This is a genomic window from Fuscovulum blasticum DSM 2131, from assembly GCF_003034965.1.
GTDB classification, from domain to species: Bacteria; Pseudomonadota; Alphaproteobacteria; order Rhodobacterales; family Rhodobacteraceae; genus Pseudogemmobacter; species Pseudogemmobacter blasticus.
Map to the genome: position 1 here is coordinate 309,767 of NZ_PZKE01000002.1, position 19,404 is coordinate 329,170.

A 19,404-nucleotide genomic window follows, 5' to 3' on the forward strand; every position below is an offset into this window, starting at 1 on the left:
GTCTCTAAACTATTCTTGGGCGTTTTCTTTTAGCCAAGCGACGGCTTCTTTCGATGCCTTCTGGGTGCCCCATGAAAGCTTTGGCTTCAATTGAACGACAACAATAGTGTCGTCACCGTCTAGCAAGCCCTTGACCCAATCGCGAACTTGCGCCGCGGTGTTGTTCAACGTGATGCCCCAAACACTTTCGGCCAGACTAACGCCGTCGTGTTCTCTCATTCCTTCATAGAAGGCGTCATAGTTCCGCCCTTTGTGCGTGTCGTACGTAATAATGAACGATGCCATATTTGCCCCTCTATTAGATCCTAATACCGTTATGATGTGGGAACTATCACGACGCAATCAAGACCTTGCTTCGCCTTTGACGACGAAAAAAGCCGCGCCCGAAAGCGCGGCAGTTGTTCCGATCTTCACTTCGGGAACTATTCGGTGAACGCTTCGACAGGTAGCCCCACAAGGGGTGCGCCGGGGTCGATACCCGCAGCGGTGCAGGCTTGGCGCGTGGTGGCCCCTGCGGCGACCCGCAGCACGGCTACGGCGGGGAAATCGGGCCGTCCTGCCCCTGCAAGCCAAGCGACGTGCTGCGCCCTGTCTGCAAGCCGTTGCTGCCCCTCTGGCGCGGCCCATGTGGGCACATAGCCCGATGCCAGGGTGAACATGGGCGACGGCGGCATTCATACGAAGGGTGTTCAAGCGTTCCGGCGAAATGCCAGAAAGCGCGGCAGGCGCTTCGAACAAAGCGGTCGCGAAGCGAATACCGGCTTCGACCAAGCCCCGCAGTTCGGCGATGAAGTCCGGGTCGCCGCGCTTCGATAGGCCAGAAACGGCCCCGCACCCGGTGACGGCGAACAGATTTCATGATCCCGTCGATCCTTGAGTCGGCAACCCGACTGGACTTACGCTTTTCAAACACCTGTGCTGTCTTCCGCCGGCGCAGGCCGGTTCACGGATCGCATGGACGACAATTCAATGTTTGCCTGGCCTGGAAAAAGCGCGGCCGAGGGGCAGGTGCCGCACCCGGCGGTCCTGCACATGCTGGATGTCGGCGCCGTCGCCGAACGGCTGATCGCCCCCTTTGGCTTCGAGCCTGCGCTGCGCGACGCGCTGGTGCTTCTGGTCGCGCTGCATGATCTGGGAAAGATCAGCGACTCGTTCCGGGCGATGATCGAGAACGGTTCTCGGCAGACATACCGCCACTGGGAATTGTCCGAGGCGTTGTTCTTCGCCCATGATGCGCTGCTGGGCGCAAAACTGGGTGGCGATGATCTTCAGCGCGCCGCGCTTTACGCGGCCGTCGCGGGGCACCACGGCCAGCCCTCTGACCTTGTGCTGGGCGACCTTGGCGGATCAAGCCGGGATCTGCGGAAAGTCCTGCGGCAGGTTGGATCGGGGCTGGAACCGGCGGGCGAGGTCATTGCGGCTTTCAGCGCCCTCTGGTCCGGCGCATCGCTGCAGAGCCTTGCCCCGGGCGCCGCCACGACCGCGCTGAGCTGGTGGGTGCCGGGCCTTTGTGCCACGGCTGACTGGGTCGGGTCGAACACCACCTGGTTTCCGCCAAGGGCCGGTCAGCCCCGGCTGGCCGACTATCTGGCCGAGGCGCGCGCAGCGGCGGGGCGGGCCGTGGCCGAGGCCGGGCTGGCGGGCAGCCCGGTGCAACCGGGCGCGACCTTCGACTTTGCCCTGCGCCCGATGCAGGCGGCCTGTGCCTTGGTCGCCCTGCCCGATGGCCCCGTGCTGGCGGTGATCGAAGATGAAACCGGCGCGGGCAAGACCGAGGCGGCGCTGATCCTTGCGCATCGCATGGCGCAGGCGGGCAAGGGGCGCGGCCTTTACTTCGCCCTGCCGACGATGGCGACGGCGGATGCGATGTTCGGCCGTGCCAGCGAGGCCGTGGGCCGGATCTTCGCCGCCCCGAGATTGACCCTGGCGCATGGCCGCGCCGCGCTTTCGGTTCCGTTCCGCGATCTGCCGACAGGGGGTGCGCCGGGCGAGGATGCGCCATCCTGCACCGACTGGCTGAAACAAAGCCGCCGCCGTGCGCTTTTGGCTGATGTCGGCGTGGGCACGGTGGATCAGGCGCTGCTGTCGGTGCTGCCGGTCAAGCACCAGACGCTTCGGCATTTCGGGCTGTCCTCGAAGATCCTGATCGTCGATGAGGTTCACGAGATGGGCGAGCCCTATATCGGCAAGGAGCTGGAGCGTCTGTTGCAGATGCACCGCGCGGCGGGTGGTTCGGCCATCCTTCTGACGGCCACGCTGCCGCTGGACCTGCGGGCGCGGTTGCTGGCGACCTATGGCGAGGCCAATCCCGGCCCGGCCTATCCGGCGCTGACGGTGGCGGGCGGGGCTTCGGTCACGGGTTTCGCCGCCGATACGCGGCCGGTGAAGGGGCCGGTGCAGGTGGACAGGATCGACAGCGCCGAGGCGGCAGCCGATCTGATGGTGGCGCAGGCGGCGCAGGGCGCGGCCTGCGTCTGGGTGCGCAACGGGGTGGATGATGCGATCGCCGCCGTCGGGATGCTGCGGGAACGGGGGGTGGCCGCGCGGCTGCTACATGCGCGCTTCGCGCTGAACGACCGCAAGCGGATCGAGGCCGAGGTGCTGGCGCGCGTCGGCAAGGATGGGGTGGATCGGGCGGGCTTCGTGCTGGTGGCGACGCAGGTGCTGGAGGCTTCGCTGGACCTTGATTTCGATGTCATGGTCTCGGACATCGCCCCGATTGCGGCGCTGATCCAGCGGGCCGGGCGGCTGTGGCGGCATATGGACCGCCGCCCCGCCGCGACGCGCCCGGTCCCCGCCCCCGTGCTGCATGTGCTGTCGCCCGATCCGGCGAAGGTGACCGATGACCGCTGGCTGCAGGGCACGCTGGGCAGCGGGGCCTGGGTCTATTCGGTTGCCGATGTCTGGCGCAGCGCCCGCGTGCTGTTCGCGGCAGGGCGGATCGAGGCCCCGCAGGGATTGCGCGCGCTGATCGAGGCGGTGCATGGCGCGGGCGCCGAGGATGTGCCCGAGGCGTTGGTGCGGGCCGAGATGGAGGCGCTTGGCAAGGCAGCGGGCGCCCGCACCCTTGCGCTGCACAATCTGGTGGACCTGTCCGCGGGTTACCGGGATGCGGGCCGGGGCGCGGACGATGTGGCCTACCCCACCCGCCTGGGCGAAGAGACGCGCGTTCTGGTTCTGGCCCGCCGGGTGGGGGCGGCGCTGCACCCCTGGGCGCCACCCGATCCGGCAAACGACCCTGGCTGGTCAGACGCCTGGGCCTTCTCGGAAGTCGCGGCCAGCCGCAGGAAGCTGGACCGCCTGCCCCTGCCCGACCAATCCTCGCCCGAGATCGCGGCCATCACCCGCCTCTGGCCCGAGTGGAGGAGTGCCGGGACAATCCTCTGCCCGGTTGCCGAAGACGGCACCATCTGCGAGGGCTTGCGGTATGGCACGGATTGCGGTCTGGTGTTCACTCCCCGGGCGTGATCGGGGATGAACCGTATGCTATGAAGGTTCAAATCTGTTCCCCGCACTCGCGGGGATTAAGTATGCTATGTAAGTTCATTAGCATTGACAAAGCCCAGGCGTCAGCGCAAATTTGAAAAGCCTCGGACGAGAATCACTCGCCCGAGGCTCCTGAAGACCACATCCCCGCCGCGCCAACGGCAAGAAGTCGCGAGGTGTGAAAGATGCAGAAAATACCTTTCTGAACCCGCTCGTGGCGCTTTTCTTTTAGCATCACCTGCGGGCGCGGGCAATGACATGATGTCCTTGCCCTTTGCGGGCCGGCCCGGCTTTACGCCATTGCGTCACCTTGCCGCTTTACTGCGAGCCGGGACCGGCTTTCTATCGTCATGATTGCAAGCAGGGATCACCATGTCTCTCAATCTGATTTCCGATCCATGGATTCCGGTAATCTGTTCCGATGGTTCGCGCCGGATCATCGCACCGTGGCAAATGGCCGAACCGGGGCCCTTTTCGCCGGACTGGCCGCGGCCCGATCTCAACATCGCCTGCCATGAATTCCTGATCGGGCTGGTCTATCTGGCCGATCCGCCCGCCGACCTTCATGACTGGCGCAATCGCCGCGCGCCCGATCCGGCCCGGCTGCGCGAGAAGCTGGCGCCCTTTGCGCCCGCCTTCGACCTGCTTGGTGATGGCCCGCGGTTCCTGCAGGATCAGGAGCCGCTGGAGGGCGAGACCAATTCGCCCGACATGCTGTTCATCGACAGTGCCGGTGCCAATACCGCCCGCAACAACGCCGATGTGATGGTGCATCGCTGCCGCTATCCGGTGCTGGACCCGGCCCTTGCGGCGATGGCCCTTTATACCTTTCAGGCCTTCGCCCCGTCGGGCGGAGCGGGCAATCGCACCTCGATGCGCGGGGGCGGGCCGCTGGTCACGCTTGCCGATCCCGGGGACGGGCTTTGGCCGCGCATCTGGGCCAATGTGCCCTATGGCCAGCCCGGAACCACACAAAGCCTGCCTTGGATGCGCGCCACCCGCGTTTCGGACAAGGGGCTGGAAACCTTTCCACCCGAGGATGCCCTGTTCGGACCCGAGGCGTTTTTCGGCCTGCCGCGCCGGTTGCGGCTGGTGGCCAGCGAAGGCGGCGTGACCGGGGTGATCCAGAAACCCTATGGGACGAACTATGCACGCTGGAAGCACCCGCTGTCGCCCTATTACCGGCTGAAACCCGGCACCGAATGGCTGCCGAAACACCCGCGTGCCGGGCGGTTCGGGTATCGCAACTGGCTGGGCATCGTCGCTCAGGAAGCGAAAAGCGAGGTGACCGAGCTTTCGCTGTCGCTGCGCAATTGGGAGGGCCGCGGCGGGGGCGGTTCGGTCATCGTCGCGGGCTGGGCGATGGACAACATGAAACCCCGCGATTTCACCCTGTCGGTGCAGCCCCTGCCCGACCTGCCGGTCGAGGCGCAGGATCTGCTGGCCTTCCTGATCCTTGGCGCCGAGGCGGCGGGTGTCGCCCTGCGCGGCGCGCTGGAGCCGGTGCTGGCCGGGGGCGAAGCGCGCGAGGCCGAGCGGGAGGCGTTTTTCATGGCCACCGAGACGCGGTTTGCCAGGCATCTGGACGCGATCCGGGCCGGGGCTGACCCGCGCGCCGACTGGCTGGCCGATCTGCGGGCGCAGGCGTTGCGGCAATTCGATGCGCTAGCGGTTCCCGGGATCGACCAGCGCGAGACCGATCAGATCAACCGCATCGTCACGGCGCGCAAGTTCCTTGGCCTTGCCTTCGGGGGATATGGCAAGCAGGGCAAGGCGATCTTCGAGGCGCTTGACCTGCCCCTGCCGGAAAAGAAGGGGAAAGCGGCATGAGCGACGAAAGGAAGGGGCCGGGTGCGATTGCCCTTGGCTGGTGGAAGCAGCATATTTCTAGAAGGGACGAGGCGGGTCAACGCGGTCTGTCTGCCCGTTTGCGCCGAGCGGATATCATCAAGATCCTGTGCGAGCCGGCGGTACATGAACTGTATCGTGACCTGCGTATGAAGCCCAGCCAAAGCTATGATCTTGCACGTCTTGCTACGCTGCTGGCCGAGTTGCGGGGTAACGACAGACAAACCTTGGCCCAAGTCCTTGGGGGCGAAAAGCCCATCCTGTCCAGGTCGCGCTTCGAACATCTGATCCGGGCAAAGGGCGATGATCTTACGGACGGCCTTCGCAATGCAATTCACATGCTCAAACCGGAACGGCGAGTTTGCAACGTGGCAGTTTTCGCCGCCGATCTGATGAACTGGGAGGCGGCGAGGCGACGGTGGTGCTTCGAGTATTTTGATCCCGACACTCCTGCCCCGACAAACGATGACCGACGCCTTCAGGATTCCGAGGAGACCTCCGAATGACCACCTTCGTGCAATTCCACCTGCTGACCAGCTATGGCCCCTCGAACCCCAACCGTGACGATCAGGGCCGCCCGAAACAGGCGATGGTCGGCGGGGTGCCGCGGCTGCGGATGTCGTCGCAATCGGTGAAGCGCGCGCTGCGGGAGAGCAGCTTTTTCGCGCTGGATCTGGCCGGGCATACCGGCACGCGCACCAAGAAACTGCATGATCGGCTGCGCGAGCATCTGGGAAAGAAGGGCATCGCCGACAAGGCGGCCTCCGATGCCGCAACGCAGGTGGCGGCCATCTTCGGCAAACTGGAGACGGTGAAGGAAAAGGACGGCTCCGAGACGGTCAAGGCCACGACGCTGGCCTTCATCTCGCCCGCCGAATGGGCGCTGGCCGAGGAGCTTGCCGAAAAGGCGGCTGCGGGCGAGGCCTTGCCCAAGGACAAGGACCTGAAAAAGCTGGTGCTGCGCCGGGCCGATGGCGCGGTGGATATCGCCATGTTCGGGCGGATGCTGGCCGATGACGCCGATTTCAACCGTGATGCGGCGGTGCAGGTGGCCCATGCCATCACCACCCACAGCGCACAGGCCGAGGAAGACTGGTATTCGGCGGTTGACGACCTGAACAAGGCCGAAGACACGGGCGCGGGGCACCTGGGCGAAACCGCCTTCGGCTCGGGCATCTATTATCAGTATGTCTGCGTGAACTGCGACTTGCTGATCGAAAACCTTGGCGGCGACAGGGAGCTGGCGGCGCGCGGGATCGAGGCGCTGGCGAAGGCCCTGCCGCAGACCAGCCCCGCCGGCAAGCAGAACAGTTTTGCGCATCGCCCGATCGCCTTTTACATGCGGGCCGAAGCCGGGCCCCGCGCGCCGCGCGATCTGTCGGGGGCCTTCTTCACCCCGGTGGACCGCAAGCTGCGGGATCTGGGCGCGAATGATCTGCAAACCGGCTCGATCAAGGCGCTGGAGCAAACCTTGGCACAGATCGACGCCTGCTATTACGATGGTCAGGCCGAAAACACCTGCACGCCGCTGAACACGCTGGACGGCACCGGCACCCTGTCGGAAATCGTGCGCTTTGCCGGCCAAGCGGTTCGGGGGGCCTGATGCAGCCCTTCCTGATCTTTGGCCTGACCGCCAACCTGGGCGCCATGGGCGAACTTGCCGGGCATGAGCGGCGCGGCGGGCTGACCTTTCCCGGCCGGTCGGCGGTGATCGGGGTGATGGGGGCGGCGCTTGGCATCCGCCGCGACGGCGATTTTTCGGCGCTTGAGGCGCTGGAGATCACCATCGGCCTGCATGACAGCGGCGCCCCCTTGCGCGATTACCACACCATCGAAACGGTGCCCTCGGCAGCGGTGAAATCGCCCAATTCGCGCCCCGAGGCGCTTCGGGCCGCGCGGGGCCGCACCAACACCACCATCACCCTGCGCGACTACCGCGCCGGGCCGCTGTTCAGCGTCGCCGTGGCGGGTCAGGGGCTTGCGGCGCTGGCAACCGCGCTGAACGCCCCGGTCTTCACGCTGTATCTTGGCCGCAAATCCTGCCCGCTGGCCGCCCCGCCCGGGGCGCGGCTGGTGCAGGCCGAACGGGCAGAGGACGCCCTGGCGCAACTGATCCTGCCCCCCTGGCGGCAAAAGGACCAGTTGCAGGCCGTGGTGGTTGAAGACCCCGCAGGCGAGGTGCTGCACGATCGGGCCCTTGACCGTGCCCGCTGGCATTTCGCGCCGCGCCGGGTGGCGGTGCGGCCGGTGACGGGGGCTGCGACATGACGCTTTATCTCAGCCATCTGCGCCTGTCGCGGCGGCCTTCGGCGCAGGCTCTGGCCCCCCTGCTTGCCCCCGCCGACCCGGCGGCGCGCAAGGCCGCGCAGCACAACCTGCTGTGGTCTGTCTTCACCGATGGGCCCGACCGCAACCGCGATTTCCTGTGGCGCGAAGAGCGGGAGAACAGTTTCCTCACCCTCTCGGCCCGCCCCCCCGCGCAGACCGACCTGTTCGAGCCGCATCAGGTGAAGGAATTCGCCCCGGCCCTTTCCATCGGGGACCGGCTGGACTTCCAGTTGCGCTGCAATGCCACCCGCACCGAAAAGACCGGCGGCTTGTCGGAACGTGGCAAAGAGAAGAAGCGCCACATTGATCTGGTCATGGATGCCCTGCAGGCGGTTCCCGGCCGCAAGGATTTGCCCGAAGGGGCCCAAAGCCTCCGCGCACCGGCGCGGCTGTCCCTGGCACAGGATGTGGGCCGCGCCTGGCTGGCACGCCAGGGGCAAAAGGCCGGGTTTCACCTGCTGGCGGCCGAGGTGGCGGATTACAGCACCGAGGTGCTGCCCGGCCATCGCGGCCCGCGCAAGGGCCAGCCGCAATTCGGCATCCTTGATCTGACGGGCAGGATCGAGATCACCGACCCGGCGGCATTTCTGCCGATGCTTGCGGCGGGGTTCGGTCGCGCCAAGGCCTTCGGCTGCGGCCTGATGCTGATCCGGCGCGCGGCATGACCGGCGCGGGGCAGGATCTGCCGGGACTTGCCCCGCCCTCTCCGATCCCGCTCAAGGACCGGGCCTCGATGGTCTTTGTCGAACATGCCCGGCTGGATGTGCTGGATGGCGCCTTCGTCGCGGTGAATGCCGATGGCACCCGCACCCAGATTCCGGTGGGCGGCATCGCCTGCATCCTGCTGGAACCCGGCGCCCGCATCAGCCATTCCGCCGTGGCCCTGGCAGCCCGTGTCGGCACCCTGATCACCTGGGTCGGCGAAGGCGGCGTGCGGCTTTACTCTGCCGGGCAGCCGGGCGGCGCGCGGGCGGACCGTCTGCTGTGGCAGGCGCGGATCGCGCTGGACGATGCCGCCCGCCTGCGGGTCGTTCGCCAGATGTATGCGATGCGCTTTGGCGAAGAGGCACCGTCGCGCCGGTCCATCGACCAGTTGCGCGGGATCGAAGGGGTGCGGGTGCGCGAAACCTATGCCTTGCTGGCAGACCGTCACGGCGTCAACTGGAAGCGCCGCCGCTACGACACCCGCGACTGGGAGGCCGGAGATGTGCCCAACCGCTGCCTGTCTGCCGCCACGGCCTGCCTGCACGGCCTGTCCGAAGCTGCCGTGCTGGCCGCCGGTTACGCCCCCGCCATCGGCTTTCTGCATTCCGGCAAGCCCCTGTCCTTCGTCTATGACATCGCGGATCTCTTCAAGATTGATACCGTGGTGCCCGAGGCCTTTCGCATCGCAGGGCTGGCCGCAAAGGGCCGGCTGGACATGGCCCCCGACCGCGCCGTCCGGCTTGCCTGCCGCGATGCCTTCCGCAAGACCGGCCTTCTGTCCCGCATCATCCCCGCGATCGACGACGTGCTTTCGGCCGGCAACCTGCCCCGCCCCGATCCCCCGCCCGAGGCGATGCCGGTGGCGATTCCCGAAGACCCCAGCGGCGACGGGGGCCATCGCGGATGATGGTCGTGGTGGTCACGAACGCCCCGCCCCGCCTGCGCGGCCGCCTTGCCGCATGGCTGGTGGAACTGCGGGCCGGGGTCTATGTCGGCGACTACTCTGCCCGCACGCGCGAGATGATCTGGGATCAGGTGCTGGCCGGTCTGGACGAAGGCGACGCCGTGATGGTCTGGAAGGCCCCGACCGACCAGGGCTATGACTTCCTGACCCATGGCCGCAACCGCCGGATGCCGGTGGATTTCGACGGACTCAAGCTGGTGAGTTTCCTTCCCGAGAAGCCCGCCTGACCTCGACCAGCCAAGGCCGAAACCTCGGCGCGCTCTTTGACATCGTGAATTCCGTGGAGGATCAATCGCCTGCAGAAAGACTGTTCCCCGCACCCGCGGGGATGAGCCGATGGCTGGCCTTGAGCCGGTGATCGCCAAGCTCTGTTCCCCGCACCCGCGGGGATGAGCCGCAAACTTCATGGCCTTCGGCTTCAAGGAAGAGCTGTTCCCCGCACCCGCGGGGATGAGCCGACCGCTCACATCCACCACGAGACCCCCATCGGCTGTTCCCCGCACCCGCGGGGATGAGCCGCCGTAGGCGCTGTGCTTCCGTCTCTCAACCTCCTGTTCCCCGCACCCGCGGGGATGAGCCGGGAGGGGGGTCTGATCTCTGGCCCCATCCCCCTGTTCCCCGCACCCGCGGGGATGAGCCGCCGTTGGTGGTGGCCGAAGACATGCCGAACGTCTGTTCCCCGCACCCGCGGGGATGAGCCGTTCGAACGGTCGGCCACGTCCATGGGCAGCATCTGTTCCCCGCACCCGCGGGGATGAGCCGGAGAAGAAGCAGATGGAAGAACGCGGTAACGGCTGTTCCCCGCACCCGCGGGGATGAGCCGGTGGGCACCAGCGGCAAGCAGGCGTTCGGCACCTGTTCCCCGCACCCGCGGGGATGAGCCGCACGGCTGGCCTGCGAAGTGGGAGCCCGTCCCCTGTTCCCCGCACCCGCGGGGATGAACCGGCCGCAAGCCTGTATGGCGGGCTGCCCGACCTCTGTTCCCCGCACCCGCGGGGATGAACCGATGGACCAATTGGCGATAGCGGCTGATGGCGACTGTTCCCCGCATCCGCGGGGATGAACCGCGATCTGACCGAGAATTGCGAGGCATTATCCGCTGCTCCCCGCAAACGGGCGGTCGTGCTGTGCCAGTACCGGCCTGACCAGTCAGGCCGCCGATGCGCAGATGCTCTGCTATCGACGCTTCTGAAGCGAACCAAGCGTCCCTTCGCGTCGGGTTCAAAAATGGCAGCGTTGTCCCGCATACCTGTTGCGGCTGACCTGCCGCCGGCCGTCCCTTGTTCATATCGAAAGTGGGTTTGATGCGAGGACGAGCGGCCCATCTTGTGCCCGATGTCCCCCCAACCGCCGCGCCCCGATGGTCTTGCACGGGCGGGGGCATCGTGATGGCCCGCCGGCGCCAGCCATTTGACAACGGGCCGGGGCCTTTGCGGGCGGCCCCGGCCTTTTGGATGTTTGTGTCGACGTGCCCGAACTGCAGGTGACACCTGACCAGATCATGGCACGTCCCTTTGTCATATCCCGGCGATGCACCGCACAGCGGTCGGCGCAGCAATGATCGCAAGGCGGAGACTGGCGCTAATCATCAAGCGACTTTACCGAAGCATCGGCCTGCCCCTGAACCCAGTAGCCCGAGGCCTTGATCCAGTTCGGCGCCATCCCGCGCGCGATCAGCGCCGCACGCAAAGCCTTGGCCACCCCCGCCTCGGCTGCGATCCAGGCGAAAGTGCCCGGACGCAGTTCAATACCGGAAAGCGCCGCCAGCAGGGGGCCCGGGTCTGCGGCCTTGGCCAGCGGGCGCGCGATCCAGTGCGCCTCGTGTCGGGCGACGGACTCGAAACCTTGCCGGTCCGCCTCTGACGGCACGGCGACAAGGCTTGTAACCGGCGTTCCCGCCGGCAATTCCTCGATCCAGCGGCCGATGGCAGGCAGGGCCGTCTCGTCGCCGATCAGAAGCCAGTGCGTGACCGGGCCGGTGATCACCGTCGAGCCGCGCGGCCCGCCGATGCGTGCCACATCGCCCGGTTGCGCGGCGCGTGCCCAGTCAGCGGCAGGTCCGCCGGGGTGATCGACAAAATCCAGCGTGAGTTCGCGACGAACGGGATCGAAGCGACGGGGCGTGTAATCGCGCATCTGCGGCCGCGCCTCGGCGGTGTCGGGACCAAGGAAGAGCTTGACGTGATCATCGGGGGCAAGGCTTTGAAAATCGGCCAGATCGTCCCCAGCCAGCACCACCCGGATCATCGCGGGGGTAAGTTGGGTAACGCTGCGCACAGTCAGGTTGCGCCGCTTCGGGTCTTGCCGGAAACGCTGCAGGTGCGGGGCGGGTGTGTCGGTCATCTTCGGCCTTTCTGTCCGGCCCGGCCTCGGATGCGCTGATCCAAACGCACCGAAACACGGGCCCGTGGGGTGCCAGTGTCGGTGCGTTGATTCACGTTAACGCTTACGATGGATCGGGCTTATGATCTTTCGGCGACCGGAAGACGGCAAGGGCTGCATCGCCAGATCACGGCAATGTCAGCCCTACAGCGCCCCGAAATGCGCACGTTTTCGCGCGGGTTCATGGCCCTTGCGGGGGGCGCTGAAACGCGAACGGATCGGCGGGTAACGCCAACACGGAACGGCCATGTGGCGTGATTGGCAAGATGGTCCCGATCATGCTGCCGAAACGGAAGGAGAGGCGCGCCCTTCTGCGTGAACACGCCGCGCGCAAGCTGGCGGACCCCGCGGTCAAGGACTGGCGTGCCCTGTTTCAACGGGCGGGGCCGGGAAGAAACCCATCGGCGCAGGGGCGGCGCAGAGAAATTTCATGATGTCTTTCCGCAAAATAGACGATTGATCTTGACGTGATTTATCCCGAAGGTTGCCGGCATGACAGGCCCCCAAGGCCGCGGCGCGAGAACGCCCCGCCTGGACCGCCTGAAAGCAGCGCGCAAACGGAGCTTGGAATGACCACAAATCTGGCCCGTCGCCCCGGCGGGCCCCCGATCGCAATCCAGATCACCGGCGTGGCGAAGTGGTTGGGGTTACGCCGGGTCTTGCGCGACAACGGGCTGATCCGCCTTCCATCCCTGTCTGCTGTCTTTGCCCCGTTCACAGCCCCGGTGCCGGCCTTGGCTTGCCAGCCCGGGCCCCTTGCCCCACACTCCCCCTCATCCAACCATCAGGTGCCAGAATGACCCTTGTCCTGTCCCGTCGTGGCCTGTTCCTGTCGACTGCGGCGCTTGCTGCCCTGCAATTCCTGCCCCGTTCGGCCAGCGCCCAGTCCGGCGGCCGGATCACGGTTGCGGCCGACAGCGAACCCGCGCAATTGAACCCGGCGATCGCGGCGTCGAACGGCGTGTTCTACATTTCGTCCAAGGTGATCGAACCGCTGGCCGAGGCTTCCTATGATGAAGCGGGGCTGCGGCCGCTGCTGGCAACGGGGTGGGAAGGGGCGGAGGACGGCCTCTCGATCACGTTCAAGCTGCGCGAAGGGGTGACGTGGCATGACGGCACGCCCTTCACCTCGGCCGATGTCGCATTTTCGGCGCTACAGGTGTGGAAACCGTTGCAGAACATCGGCCGCACGCTGTTTGCCAACCTTACCGCCGTCGAGACGCCGGACGCGCATACGGCGGTCTTCCGCTTTTCGGCCCCGACACCGCTGCAACTGATCGCCAAGGCGCTGCCCGTGGTGTCATCTGTGCTGCCGAAGCACATCTATGATGGCAGCGAAATTGCGGAGAACCCGGCCAACCGGGCCCTGATCGGAACGGGGCCGTTCGTCTGGGGCGACTACAAGCCCGGCGAATACTATCTGCTGAAGCGCAACCCGGCCTACTGGCAACCCGATCTGCCGCTGGCCGAGGAACTTGTGTTCCGCGTGCTGCCTGACCGTGCCGCAGCGGCGGGGTCACTGGAGGCGGGCGAAGTCCAGCTTGCGGCCTTCTCATCGGTGCCGCTGGTCGAGCTTGACCGGATCGGCAAGGTGCCGGGCCTGACCGTCATCACCAAGGGCTATGAGGCGCTGACGTATCAACTGGTGGTCGAGATCAACCACCGCAACGCGCATCTGGCCAACCTGAAGGTCCGGCAGGCAATTGCCCACGCGATCGACAGGCAATTCGTGCTGGACACCATCTTCCTTGGCTATGCGGCCAAGGCAACCGGGCCGGTGCCCGCCAACGATCCGACCTTCTACACGCCGGATGTGACCACCTACGCCTTCGATCCCGAAAAGGCCAAGGCCCTGCTGGATGAAGCCGGCTTCCCGGCGGATGCCAGCGGCAAACGCTTTGCCCTGCGATTGCTGCCCGCGCCCTATTTCAACGAAACCCGCCAGTTCGGTGATTACCTGCGTCAGGCGCTGGCTGCCGTGGGAATTGACGCGACCATCGTGGCGAATGACAGCGCGGCGCATCAGAAGGCGGTCTATACCGACCATGATTTCGACCTTGCCGTCGCGCCGCCCGTATTCCGGGCCGACCCGGCAATCTCGACCACCAATCTGGTGCGGTCGGGCATCCCTGCGGGGGTGAACTTCTCGAACCAGGGGGGCTATGTGAACCCCGAACTGGACAGCCTGATCGACACGGCGCTGACGACACTGGACCCGGCCGCGCGCGTGGCCCTTTATCACCGCTTCCAGCAACTGGTCACGGCGGACCTGCCGCTGATCAACGTCGTCGACTGGTCCTTCACCTCGGTTGCCTCGGACAAGCTGGGGAACATCGCGAACAATCCCCGCTGGGCGGTTTCGAACTGGGCGGACCTGACACTTGGCACCTGAGCCTTTCCCTTCGCGCCGCCAGAGATGACCCCTGCCCTGCGCCGTATTCTGGGTCGCCTGATCGGCAGCATTCCGGTGCTGCTGATCGTGGTGATCGGGGTTTTCCTGCTGCTGAATTCGGCTGGCGGCGATGCCGTGGATGCCTATCTGGCCAGCATCGGGGGCGGCGATGCCGGCCTGGCCGCGAAACTGCGGGCAGAGCATGGGCTGGACCAGTCCATCTGGCGGCGGCTGATCTTCACCCTTGGGCGGCTGGCGCAGGGTGACCTGGGCTGGTCTGTCGCGCTGAACCGCCCCATCGCCGCCGTCATTGCCGAACGGCTACCCAACACGCTTTGGCTGATGGGCAGCGCCACCGCCCTGTCATTCCTTGCCGGATCGGCGCTTGGCATCCTGGCCGGACGCAGGCCGGGTTCGGCGGTGGACCGGCTGCTGTCGGGCGGGTCGCTGCTGCTTTACTCGATTCCCGGTTTCTGGCTGGGTCTGGTGCTTTCGGTGATCTTCGCCGTGCAACTGCGCTGGTTGCCGGTGTCGGGGATCGAGACCATCGCCTCCGGCAAGACCGGCATGGACCGGGCGCTGGACATCGCGTGGCACCTGGTACTGCCGGTATCGACCTTGGGGATGATCTATCTGGCGCTGTTCCTGCGGGTGATGCGCAGCGGCATGGCCGAGGCCTGGAGCCAGGATTACATCCTTGCCGCCCGCGCCCGGGGCCTGTCGGAAAGCCGCATCGTGCTGAACCACGCCGCGCGAAATGCGCTTTTGCCGCTGATCACCCTGCTGGGGTTGCAGGCGGCCTCGATGCTGGGCGGGTCTGTGGTGGTGGAAAGCGTCTTTGGCGTGCCGGGTTTCGGGCGGCTGGCGCAAGAAGCCGTGGCCGGGCGGGATACGCCGCTGCTGCTGGGGGTGATCCTGGTCTCGGCGGTGCTGGTGATCCTGACCAACCTGCTGGTCGATCTGGCCTATGGCGTGATCGACCCGCGCGTCGGACGGGGGGGCACCTGATGGCCGGCCTGCTGAAGCGCCCCGAAGCGTTGGCGGGCGGGGCCGTCCTGCTGGCGCTTGCCCTGATCGCGCTGGCCGCGCCGCTTCTGTCGCCGGGCGATCCGCTGGCAATCGCGGGCAAGCCGCTGATCCTGCCGCTGACCGATGCCGCCCATCCGCTGGGCACCGACCGGCTGGGGCGGGATCTGCTGGCGGGTCTGATCCATGGCGCCCGCACCTCGATGACGGTGGGCTTGCTGGTGGCCGTGGTGGCGCTGTCGGCCGGGATGATCGTCGGCACGGTTGCCGGCCTGGCTGGCGGCTGGACCGAGGCGGTGCTGATGCGCCTTGTCGAGGCGTTCCAGATCGTGCCGGGCTTCCTGTTGGCACTGGCCCTTGTCTCTGTCGCGGGGCCGTCACTGGCGGGGGTGGTTCTGGCCATCGCGCTTGGCGCCTGGACCGGCCCTGCCCGGCTGGCGCGATCAAGGGTTCTTGCGCTGCGGGAAAGCGAATTCGTGGCCGCCGCGCGGGTGCTTGGCCTGCACCCCGCCGAGATTGCGTTTCGCCAGATCATGCCGCTGGCCCTGCCCCCCGTGCTGTCGCTGACCGCGATCATCGTCGCGGGCGCAATCCTGACCGAGGCAGCCCTGTCCTTCCTTGGGCTGGGCAACCCCAATGTGGTGACATGGGGCGGCATGATCGCCGAAGGGCGCAACCAGTTGCGCTCGGCCGCGTGGCTGTCGATCATCCCGGGGCTGGCGCTGGTGATCACCGTCGTCTCGACCTATCTCGTGGGCGAAGCCCTGACCGACAGCCTGACCGAGCGGAGGCCGCGATGACCGACCGTCCGCTGCTGTCCCTGCAACAGCTCGCCGTCACCTATCCGGGCGCCCCGCTGCCCGCGCTGCAGGGCATCGACCTTCGGCTGGCCCCGCGCGAAAAGCTGGCGGTGATCGGGGAATCCGGGTCGGGAAAATCCACGCTGGCGCGGGCAATCGCCGGGCTGCTGCCCGGCGGAAGCCATGTCGGGGGCGATCTGATCTGGTCGGGCGATACCCCTGTTCCGGGGCGGGACATCGGCTTTGTCTTTCAGGACCCGGGGGGCAGTCTGGACCCGCTGCTTTCGATTGGCGCGCATCTGGTCGAAGTCTTGCGAACCCATCTGCCGCTTTCGCCCCGGGCGGCGCGGGACCGGGCGGGCGATCTGCTGGCACAGGTCAGGCTGCCCGATCCGCGCGCCGCTCTGGAGGGTTATCCGCACCAGTTTTCCGGCGGGCAGCGCCAGCGCATCGCCATTGCTCTGGCAATCGCGGCCGGGCCGGCGCTGCTGATCGCGGATGAGGCGACATCGGCGCTGGATGTTCTGGTGCAGGCCGAGATCGTGGCCCTTCTGCGGGATCTGGCCGAGGCCCGGACCATGGCCCTGATCTTCGTGACGCATGACATCGGGCTGGCGGCACAACTGGCCGACCGGATTGCCGTGTTGCGCAATGGGCGGCTGCAAGAGATCGGACCCACGGCCCGCGTGCTGGCCGCACCGCAGGCTGAGTACACGCGGCAGTTGCTGGCGGCCCATCTTGACCTGTCCAGCCCGCCCCTGGTGGAGGCGCGCGGATGAGCCTGCTGACCGTCACCGACCTGAGCAAGACCCACCACGGTGCCCGGCGGGTGCGCGCGCTGGAAGACGTCTCGTTGTCGGTGGATGCGGGCGAAACGCTGGGGCTTGTCGGGCCTTCGGGCTGTGGCAAGTCCACGCTGGCCCGCATGATCCTGCGGCTGGATCGCCCGGATGCCGGGGCCATCCGCTTTGACGGGCAGGACTGGCTGGCGCTGCGCGGACGCGATCTGCGTCGGGCACGCGGCGGGCTGCAGATGGTGTTTCAAGATCCGGCCGCGGCCTTTCATCCCCGCGCCACCGTGCAAGGCGCGCTGGCCGAGGCGCTGCGGCTTCATTCCGGGATGCCGCGCGCTGCCTGGGCAACAAGGATTGCCGATCTGCTGACACAGGTCGACCTTGCCCCCGACCTGGCGCCGCGGCCGCTGTCCACGCTTTCGGGGGGGCAGCAACAGCGGGTTGCGATCGCCCGCGCCATTGCCACGGGCCCGCGGCTGGTGGTGCTGGACGAGGCGCTGTCGGCGCTGGACACCTCGATCCGGGGCCGCATCCTGGCGTTGCTGGTCCGGCTTCAGCGTGACCTTGGGCTGGCCTACCTGTTCATCGGCCATGACCTTGCGGTGGTGCGCGCCATTTCACACCGGATCGCGGTGATGGACGCGGGCCGGATTGTCGAGACGGGTCCGGCAACCAAGGTGCTTGCCCATCCGCAGGCCGATCTGACCCGTCGCCTGATTGCCGCCATTCCCACGCTTTCCCCGCCCGGAGACCTGCCATGACACCCCCCGCGCCCTGGACCCCGCTGCCCGATGCCCCGGCATTTCCCGCCACAGGCTTCGCGCCCCTGGCAGATGCGATCGGGCGCCTGCTTGGCACCAGCAACGATGTGCTGCTGCTTCAGGGCGAGGCGGTGGTGGCGCTGGAAGCCGTGGCCCAATCCCTGGGCCGGCCCGGGCTCAGGGCGCTGAACATCGTCACCTCGATGTATGGGCGGTGGTTTGGCGGCTGGCTGCGGCGCGCCGGGGCTGAGGTGCAGGATCTGGTCGCCCGACCGGGACAGCCGATCAGCCTTAACGCGGTGTCCGAGGCGCTGGACGCGGCGCCGTTCGATCTTGTCGCCGTTGTACATGCCGAAAGCGCCTATGGCATCCTGAACCCGCTTGAGGAAATTGCCGCGCTTGCTCGCGCAAGGGGGGCATTGATCGTGGTCGATGCGGTGGCGTCGGTCGGGGGGCACCGGCTGGAGGTCGACGGGCTGGGGCTGGATGTCGCGGTGATCGGGCCGCAAAAATCGCTGGGCGGGCAGGCCGGTGTTTCGGCGCTGTCCATTTCGCCTGCCGCATGGGAACGGGTGGCCCCGGCGGACGAAGCGCCGTCGATCCTGTCGCTGGCCGATCTGCGCGACGGCTGGCTGGCAACGGGGCGCCTGGCCCTGCCCGGCACCCCTTCGGCGCTGGAATTCCACGCGCTTGCCGCAACGCTGGCGCGCGTTGAACAGGAAGGGCTGGCCGCCTTGCAGGCCCGCCATGCCGATGCCGCGCGGGCGGCGCGGGCGGGGGCGCTGGCCCTGACCGGCCGCGCCTGGGTTTCGCCTGACCGCGCCTCGAACCTTGTCACGGCCGCGGCCCTGCCCCCCGGGATCACGGCGGCGGCGGTGCTTGCCCATGCGCCCGCCGGGCATACGCTGAGTGCCGGCGTCGGGCCCGGAGGGGACGGGCTGATCCGGCTGAACCATACCGGCCCGCGCGCCCGGAAGGACGTGGTTCTGGGCGACCTTGTGGCCCTTGCCCGGGCCTTGGGCGCGCTTGGCCATGCGGTTGATCTGGCCGCCGCGCTTGCGGCGGCAGCGGACGCATGACAGGCGGCGCCAGTTACGGCGTTCTGCGCCGGCCCGTGGCGGTTGTGTTCGATCTGGACGACACCTTGCTGACGGCCTACCGGACCCCGGAACGGACCTGGGCCGCGATCATCGCCGAACACGCCGATGCGCTTGGCGAACATGACAGCCGCTGGGTTACTGCCAATGTGCTGAACCGCGTTCTGGAATTCCTGTCCCGGGACGAAGGGCGCAAGATGTGGCGGCTGGAAGGTGACGCCACCCGGCGGCAGGTCGTGCGGTCAGCCTTCCACCGGCTGAACCTTGCCCGACCGCCCGGGTCAGAGCCGCTGCACGGCGTTGATGCCGACCGGATCGCCGACAGGTTCGAGACCTTTCTTGAAGAGACCATCCGCCTGAAACCCGGTGCGCGGGACATGCTGGATCAGTTGACCGGGCAAGGGCTGCGGCTTGCGCTGCTGACCAACGGTTCAGGCCCACGGCAAAGGGACAAGATCGCGCGGTTTGATCTGGAGAAATACTTTCAGATCATCCGCATCGAGGAAGAAGTTGGGGTCGGAAAGCCGGAAGCCGCCGCCTATTCCGGTCTTCTGGCCGATCTCGGCTTGCCGCCAGCCCGGGCCTGGATGGTGGGCGACGATCCCGTCTGGGATGTCACCGCGGCGGCAGAGGCCGGGATGACCGCCATCTTCTATTCCGAAGACCCGCTGGCGCCCACACCGGCCAAGGCCGCGGCGCACATTTCAACGCTGGAAGACCTGCCGCCGCTGGTTGCCGGGGCAGATCAATCCGTCGGGCAGGGTTCAGCCCGATAAGCGGGACAGACCGCGCGCGGCCAGGGCAACAGGATTGTCGCCAGC

17 protein-coding genes and 1 CRISPR repeat array are annotated in these 19,404 nt (G+C 67.1%); of the genes, 15 read left to right on the forward strand and 2 right to left on the reverse strand.

Features of this window, described 5'->3' with window-relative positions; genetic code table 11:
* Positions 1–9 precede the first annotated feature (9 nt).
* Positions 10–285 carry a hypothetical protein gene (locus C5F44_RS17780; RefSeq protein ID WP_146161903.1) on the reverse strand — a complete coding sequence of 92 codons (276 nt, stop codon included), beginning with the start codon at positions 283–285 and terminating at the stop codon, positions 10–12.
* A gap of 669 nt (positions 286–954) precedes the next feature.
* Here C5F44_RS17780 and cas3 point away from each other — a divergent pair.
* From cas3 to cas2e, 8 genes are all read left to right on the forward strand, one after another.
* Positions 955–3,468, forward strand: a complete 2,514-nt coding sequence (cas3, locus tag C5F44_RS03665; RefSeq protein ID WP_235822490.1) for a CRISPR-associated helicase Cas3' — start codon at positions 955–957, stop codon at positions 3,466–3,468.
* 390 nt (positions 3,469–3,858) lie between these two features.
* Complete coding sequence (casA, locus tag C5F44_RS03670; RefSeq protein ID WP_107672132.1) at positions 3,859–5,316, forward strand: type I-E CRISPR-associated protein Cse1/CasA; 1,458 nt, start codon at positions 3,859–3,861, stop codon at positions 5,314–5,316.
* The gene (gene casB, locus C5F44_RS03675) at positions 5,313–5,840 is read left to right on the forward strand and encodes a type I-E CRISPR-associated protein Cse2/CasB (protein ID WP_107672133.1); all 528 of its coding nucleotides are present in this window, start codon (positions 5,313–5,315) and stop codon (positions 5,838–5,840) included. The genes casA and casB overlap by 4 nt, the downstream gene beginning before the upstream one ends.
* Positions 5,837–6,937 carry a type I-E CRISPR-associated protein Cas7/Cse4/CasC gene (cas7e, locus tag C5F44_RS03680; protein ID WP_107672134.1) on the forward strand — a complete coding sequence of 367 codons (1,101 nt, stop codon included), beginning with the start codon at positions 5,837–5,839 and terminating at the stop codon, positions 6,935–6,937. Before casB ends, cas7e begins: the two co-directional genes overlap by 4 nt.
* Positions 6,937–7,602, forward strand: a complete 666-nt coding sequence (cas5e, locus tag C5F44_RS03685) for a type I-E CRISPR-associated protein Cas5/CasD (protein ID WP_107672135.1) — start codon at positions 6,937–6,939, stop codon at positions 7,600–7,602. The genes cas7e and cas5e overlap by 1 nt, the downstream gene beginning before the upstream one ends.
* A complete protein-coding gene (gene cas6e / locus C5F44_RS03690; protein WP_107672136.1) occupies positions 7,599–8,327 on the forward strand; it encodes a type I-E CRISPR-associated protein Cas6/Cse3/CasE in 729 nt (242 codons plus the stop codon). Before cas5e ends, cas6e begins: the two co-directional genes overlap by 4 nt.
* Positions 8,324–9,274, forward strand: coding sequence for a type I-E CRISPR-associated endonuclease Cas1e (gene cas1e / locus C5F44_RS03695; protein WP_107672137.1), 951 nt, complete (start codon positions 8,324–8,326; stop codon positions 9,272–9,274). Before cas6e ends, cas1e begins: the two co-directional genes overlap by 4 nt.
* A complete protein-coding gene (cas2e, locus tag C5F44_RS03700) occupies positions 9,271–9,558 on the forward strand; it encodes a type I-E CRISPR-associated endoribonuclease Cas2e (RefSeq protein WP_107672138.1) in 288 nt (95 codons plus the stop codon). Before cas1e ends, cas2e begins: the two co-directional genes overlap by 4 nt.
* Before the next feature lie 80 nt (positions 9,559–9,638).
* A CRISPR array of direct repeats spans positions 9,639–10,398; the repeat unit is 29 nt; unit sequence CTGTTCCCCGCACCCGCGGGGATGAGCCG.
* A 514-nt stretch (positions 10,399–10,912) separates the two neighbouring features.
* Here cas2e and C5F44_RS03705 read toward each other — a convergent pair.
* Positions 10,913–11,674, reverse strand: coding sequence for a siderophore-interacting protein (locus C5F44_RS03705; RefSeq protein WP_107672139.1), 762 nt, complete (start codon positions 11,672–11,674; stop codon positions 10,913–10,915).
* A gap of 835 nt (positions 11,675–12,509) precedes the next feature.
* On the opposite strand from C5F44_RS03705, the gene C5F44_RS03710 reads away from it, so the two are divergent.
* Genes C5F44_RS03710 through C5F44_RS03740 form a run of 7 tightly spaced genes read left to right on the forward strand, consistent with a single transcriptional unit; the run spans position 12,510 to position 19,359 of the window.
* A complete protein-coding gene (locus tag C5F44_RS03710; RefSeq protein WP_107672140.1) occupies positions 12,510–14,105 on the forward strand; it encodes an ABC transporter substrate-binding protein in 1,596 nt (531 codons plus the stop codon).
* A gap of 24 nt (positions 14,106–14,129) precedes the next feature.
* On the forward strand, positions 14,130–15,113 hold the full coding sequence (locus C5F44_RS03715; RefSeq protein WP_107672141.1) for an ABC transporter permease: 984 nt from the start codon (positions 14,130–14,132) through the stop codon (positions 15,111–15,113).
* Positions 15,113–15,931 (forward strand): ABC transporter permease, encoded by an 819-nt coding sequence (locus C5F44_RS03720; RefSeq protein ID WP_107672142.1) that lies wholly within the window; start codon positions 15,113–15,115, stop codon positions 15,929–15,931. The genes C5F44_RS03715 and C5F44_RS03720 overlap by 1 nt, the downstream gene beginning before the upstream one ends.
* On the forward strand, positions 15,928–16,710 hold the full coding sequence (locus C5F44_RS03725; RefSeq protein ID WP_219908658.1) for an ATP-binding cassette domain-containing protein: 783 nt from the start codon (positions 15,928–15,930) through the stop codon (positions 16,708–16,710). The genes C5F44_RS03720 and C5F44_RS03725 overlap by 4 nt, the downstream gene beginning before the upstream one ends.
* Positions 16,707–17,486, forward strand: coding sequence for an ABC transporter ATP-binding protein (locus C5F44_RS03730; protein ID WP_107672144.1), 780 nt, complete (start codon positions 16,707–16,709; stop codon positions 17,484–17,486). Before C5F44_RS03725 ends, C5F44_RS03730 begins: the two co-directional genes overlap by 4 nt.
* Positions 17,483–18,565 (forward strand): aminotransferase class V-fold PLP-dependent enzyme, encoded by a 1,083-nt coding sequence (locus C5F44_RS03735; RefSeq protein WP_107672145.1) that lies wholly within the window; start codon positions 17,483–17,485, stop codon positions 18,563–18,565. Before C5F44_RS03730 ends, C5F44_RS03735 begins: the two co-directional genes overlap by 4 nt.
* On the forward strand, positions 18,562–19,359 hold the full coding sequence (locus C5F44_RS03740; protein WP_107672146.1) for an HAD family hydrolase: 798 nt from the start codon (positions 18,562–18,564) through the stop codon (positions 19,357–19,359). Before C5F44_RS03735 ends, C5F44_RS03740 begins: the two co-directional genes overlap by 4 nt.
* Positions 19,360–19,404 lie beyond the last annotated feature (45 nt).

Bases quoted from the DNA above. Each gene is read 5' to 3' on its own strand.
- C5F44_RS17780 (WP_146161903.1), bottom strand. From the start codon at position 285: ATGGCATCGTTCATTATTACGTACGACACGCACAAAGGGCGGAACTAT.
- cas3 (WP_235822490.1), top strand. From the start codon at position 955: ATGGACGACAATTCAATGTTTGCCTGGCCTGGAAAAAGCGCGGCCGAG.
- casA (WP_107672132.1), top strand. From the start codon at position 3,859: ATGTCTCTCAATCTGATTTCCGATCCATGGATTCCGGTAATCTGTTCC.
- casB (WP_107672133.1), top strand. From the start codon at position 5,313: ATGAGCGACGAAAGGAAGGGGCCGGGTGCGATTGCCCTTGGCTGGTGG.
- cas7e (WP_107672134.1), top strand. From the start codon at position 5,837: ATGACCACCTTCGTGCAATTCCACCTGCTGACCAGCTATGGCCCCTCG.
- cas5e (WP_107672135.1), top strand. From the start codon at position 6,937: ATGCAGCCCTTCCTGATCTTTGGCCTGACCGCCAACCTGGGCGCCATG.
- cas6e (WP_107672136.1), top strand. From the start codon at position 7,599: ATGACGCTTTATCTCAGCCATCTGCGCCTGTCGCGGCGGCCTTCGGCG.
- cas1e (WP_107672137.1), top strand. From the start codon at position 8,324: ATGACCGGCGCGGGGCAGGATCTGCCGGGACTTGCCCCGCCCTCTCCG.
- cas2e (WP_107672138.1), top strand. From the start codon at position 9,271: ATGATGGTCGTGGTGGTCACGAACGCCCCGCCCCGCCTGCGCGGCCGC.
- C5F44_RS03705 (WP_107672139.1), bottom strand. From the start codon at position 11,674: ATGACCGACACACCCGCCCCGCACCTGCAGCGTTTCCGGCAAGACCCG.
- C5F44_RS03710 (WP_107672140.1), top strand. From the start codon at position 12,510: ATGACCCTTGTCCTGTCCCGTCGTGGCCTGTTCCTGTCGACTGCGGCG.
- C5F44_RS03715 (WP_107672141.1), top strand. From the start codon at position 14,130: ATGACCCCTGCCCTGCGCCGTATTCTGGGTCGCCTGATCGGCAGCATT.
- C5F44_RS03720 (WP_107672142.1), top strand. From the start codon at position 15,113: ATGGCCGGCCTGCTGAAGCGCCCCGAAGCGTTGGCGGGCGGGGCCGTC.
- C5F44_RS03725 (WP_219908658.1), top strand. From the start codon at position 15,928: ATGACCGACCGTCCGCTGCTGTCCCTGCAACAGCTCGCCGTCACCTAT.
- C5F44_RS03730 (WP_107672144.1), top strand. From the start codon at position 16,707: ATGAGCCTGCTGACCGTCACCGACCTGAGCAAGACCCACCACGGTGCC.
- C5F44_RS03735 (WP_107672145.1), top strand. From the start codon at position 17,483: ATGACACCCCCCGCGCCCTGGACCCCGCTGCCCGATGCCCCGGCATTT.
- C5F44_RS03740 (WP_107672146.1), top strand. From the start codon at position 18,562: ATGACAGGCGGCGCCAGTTACGGCGTTCTGCGCCGGCCCGTGGCGGTT.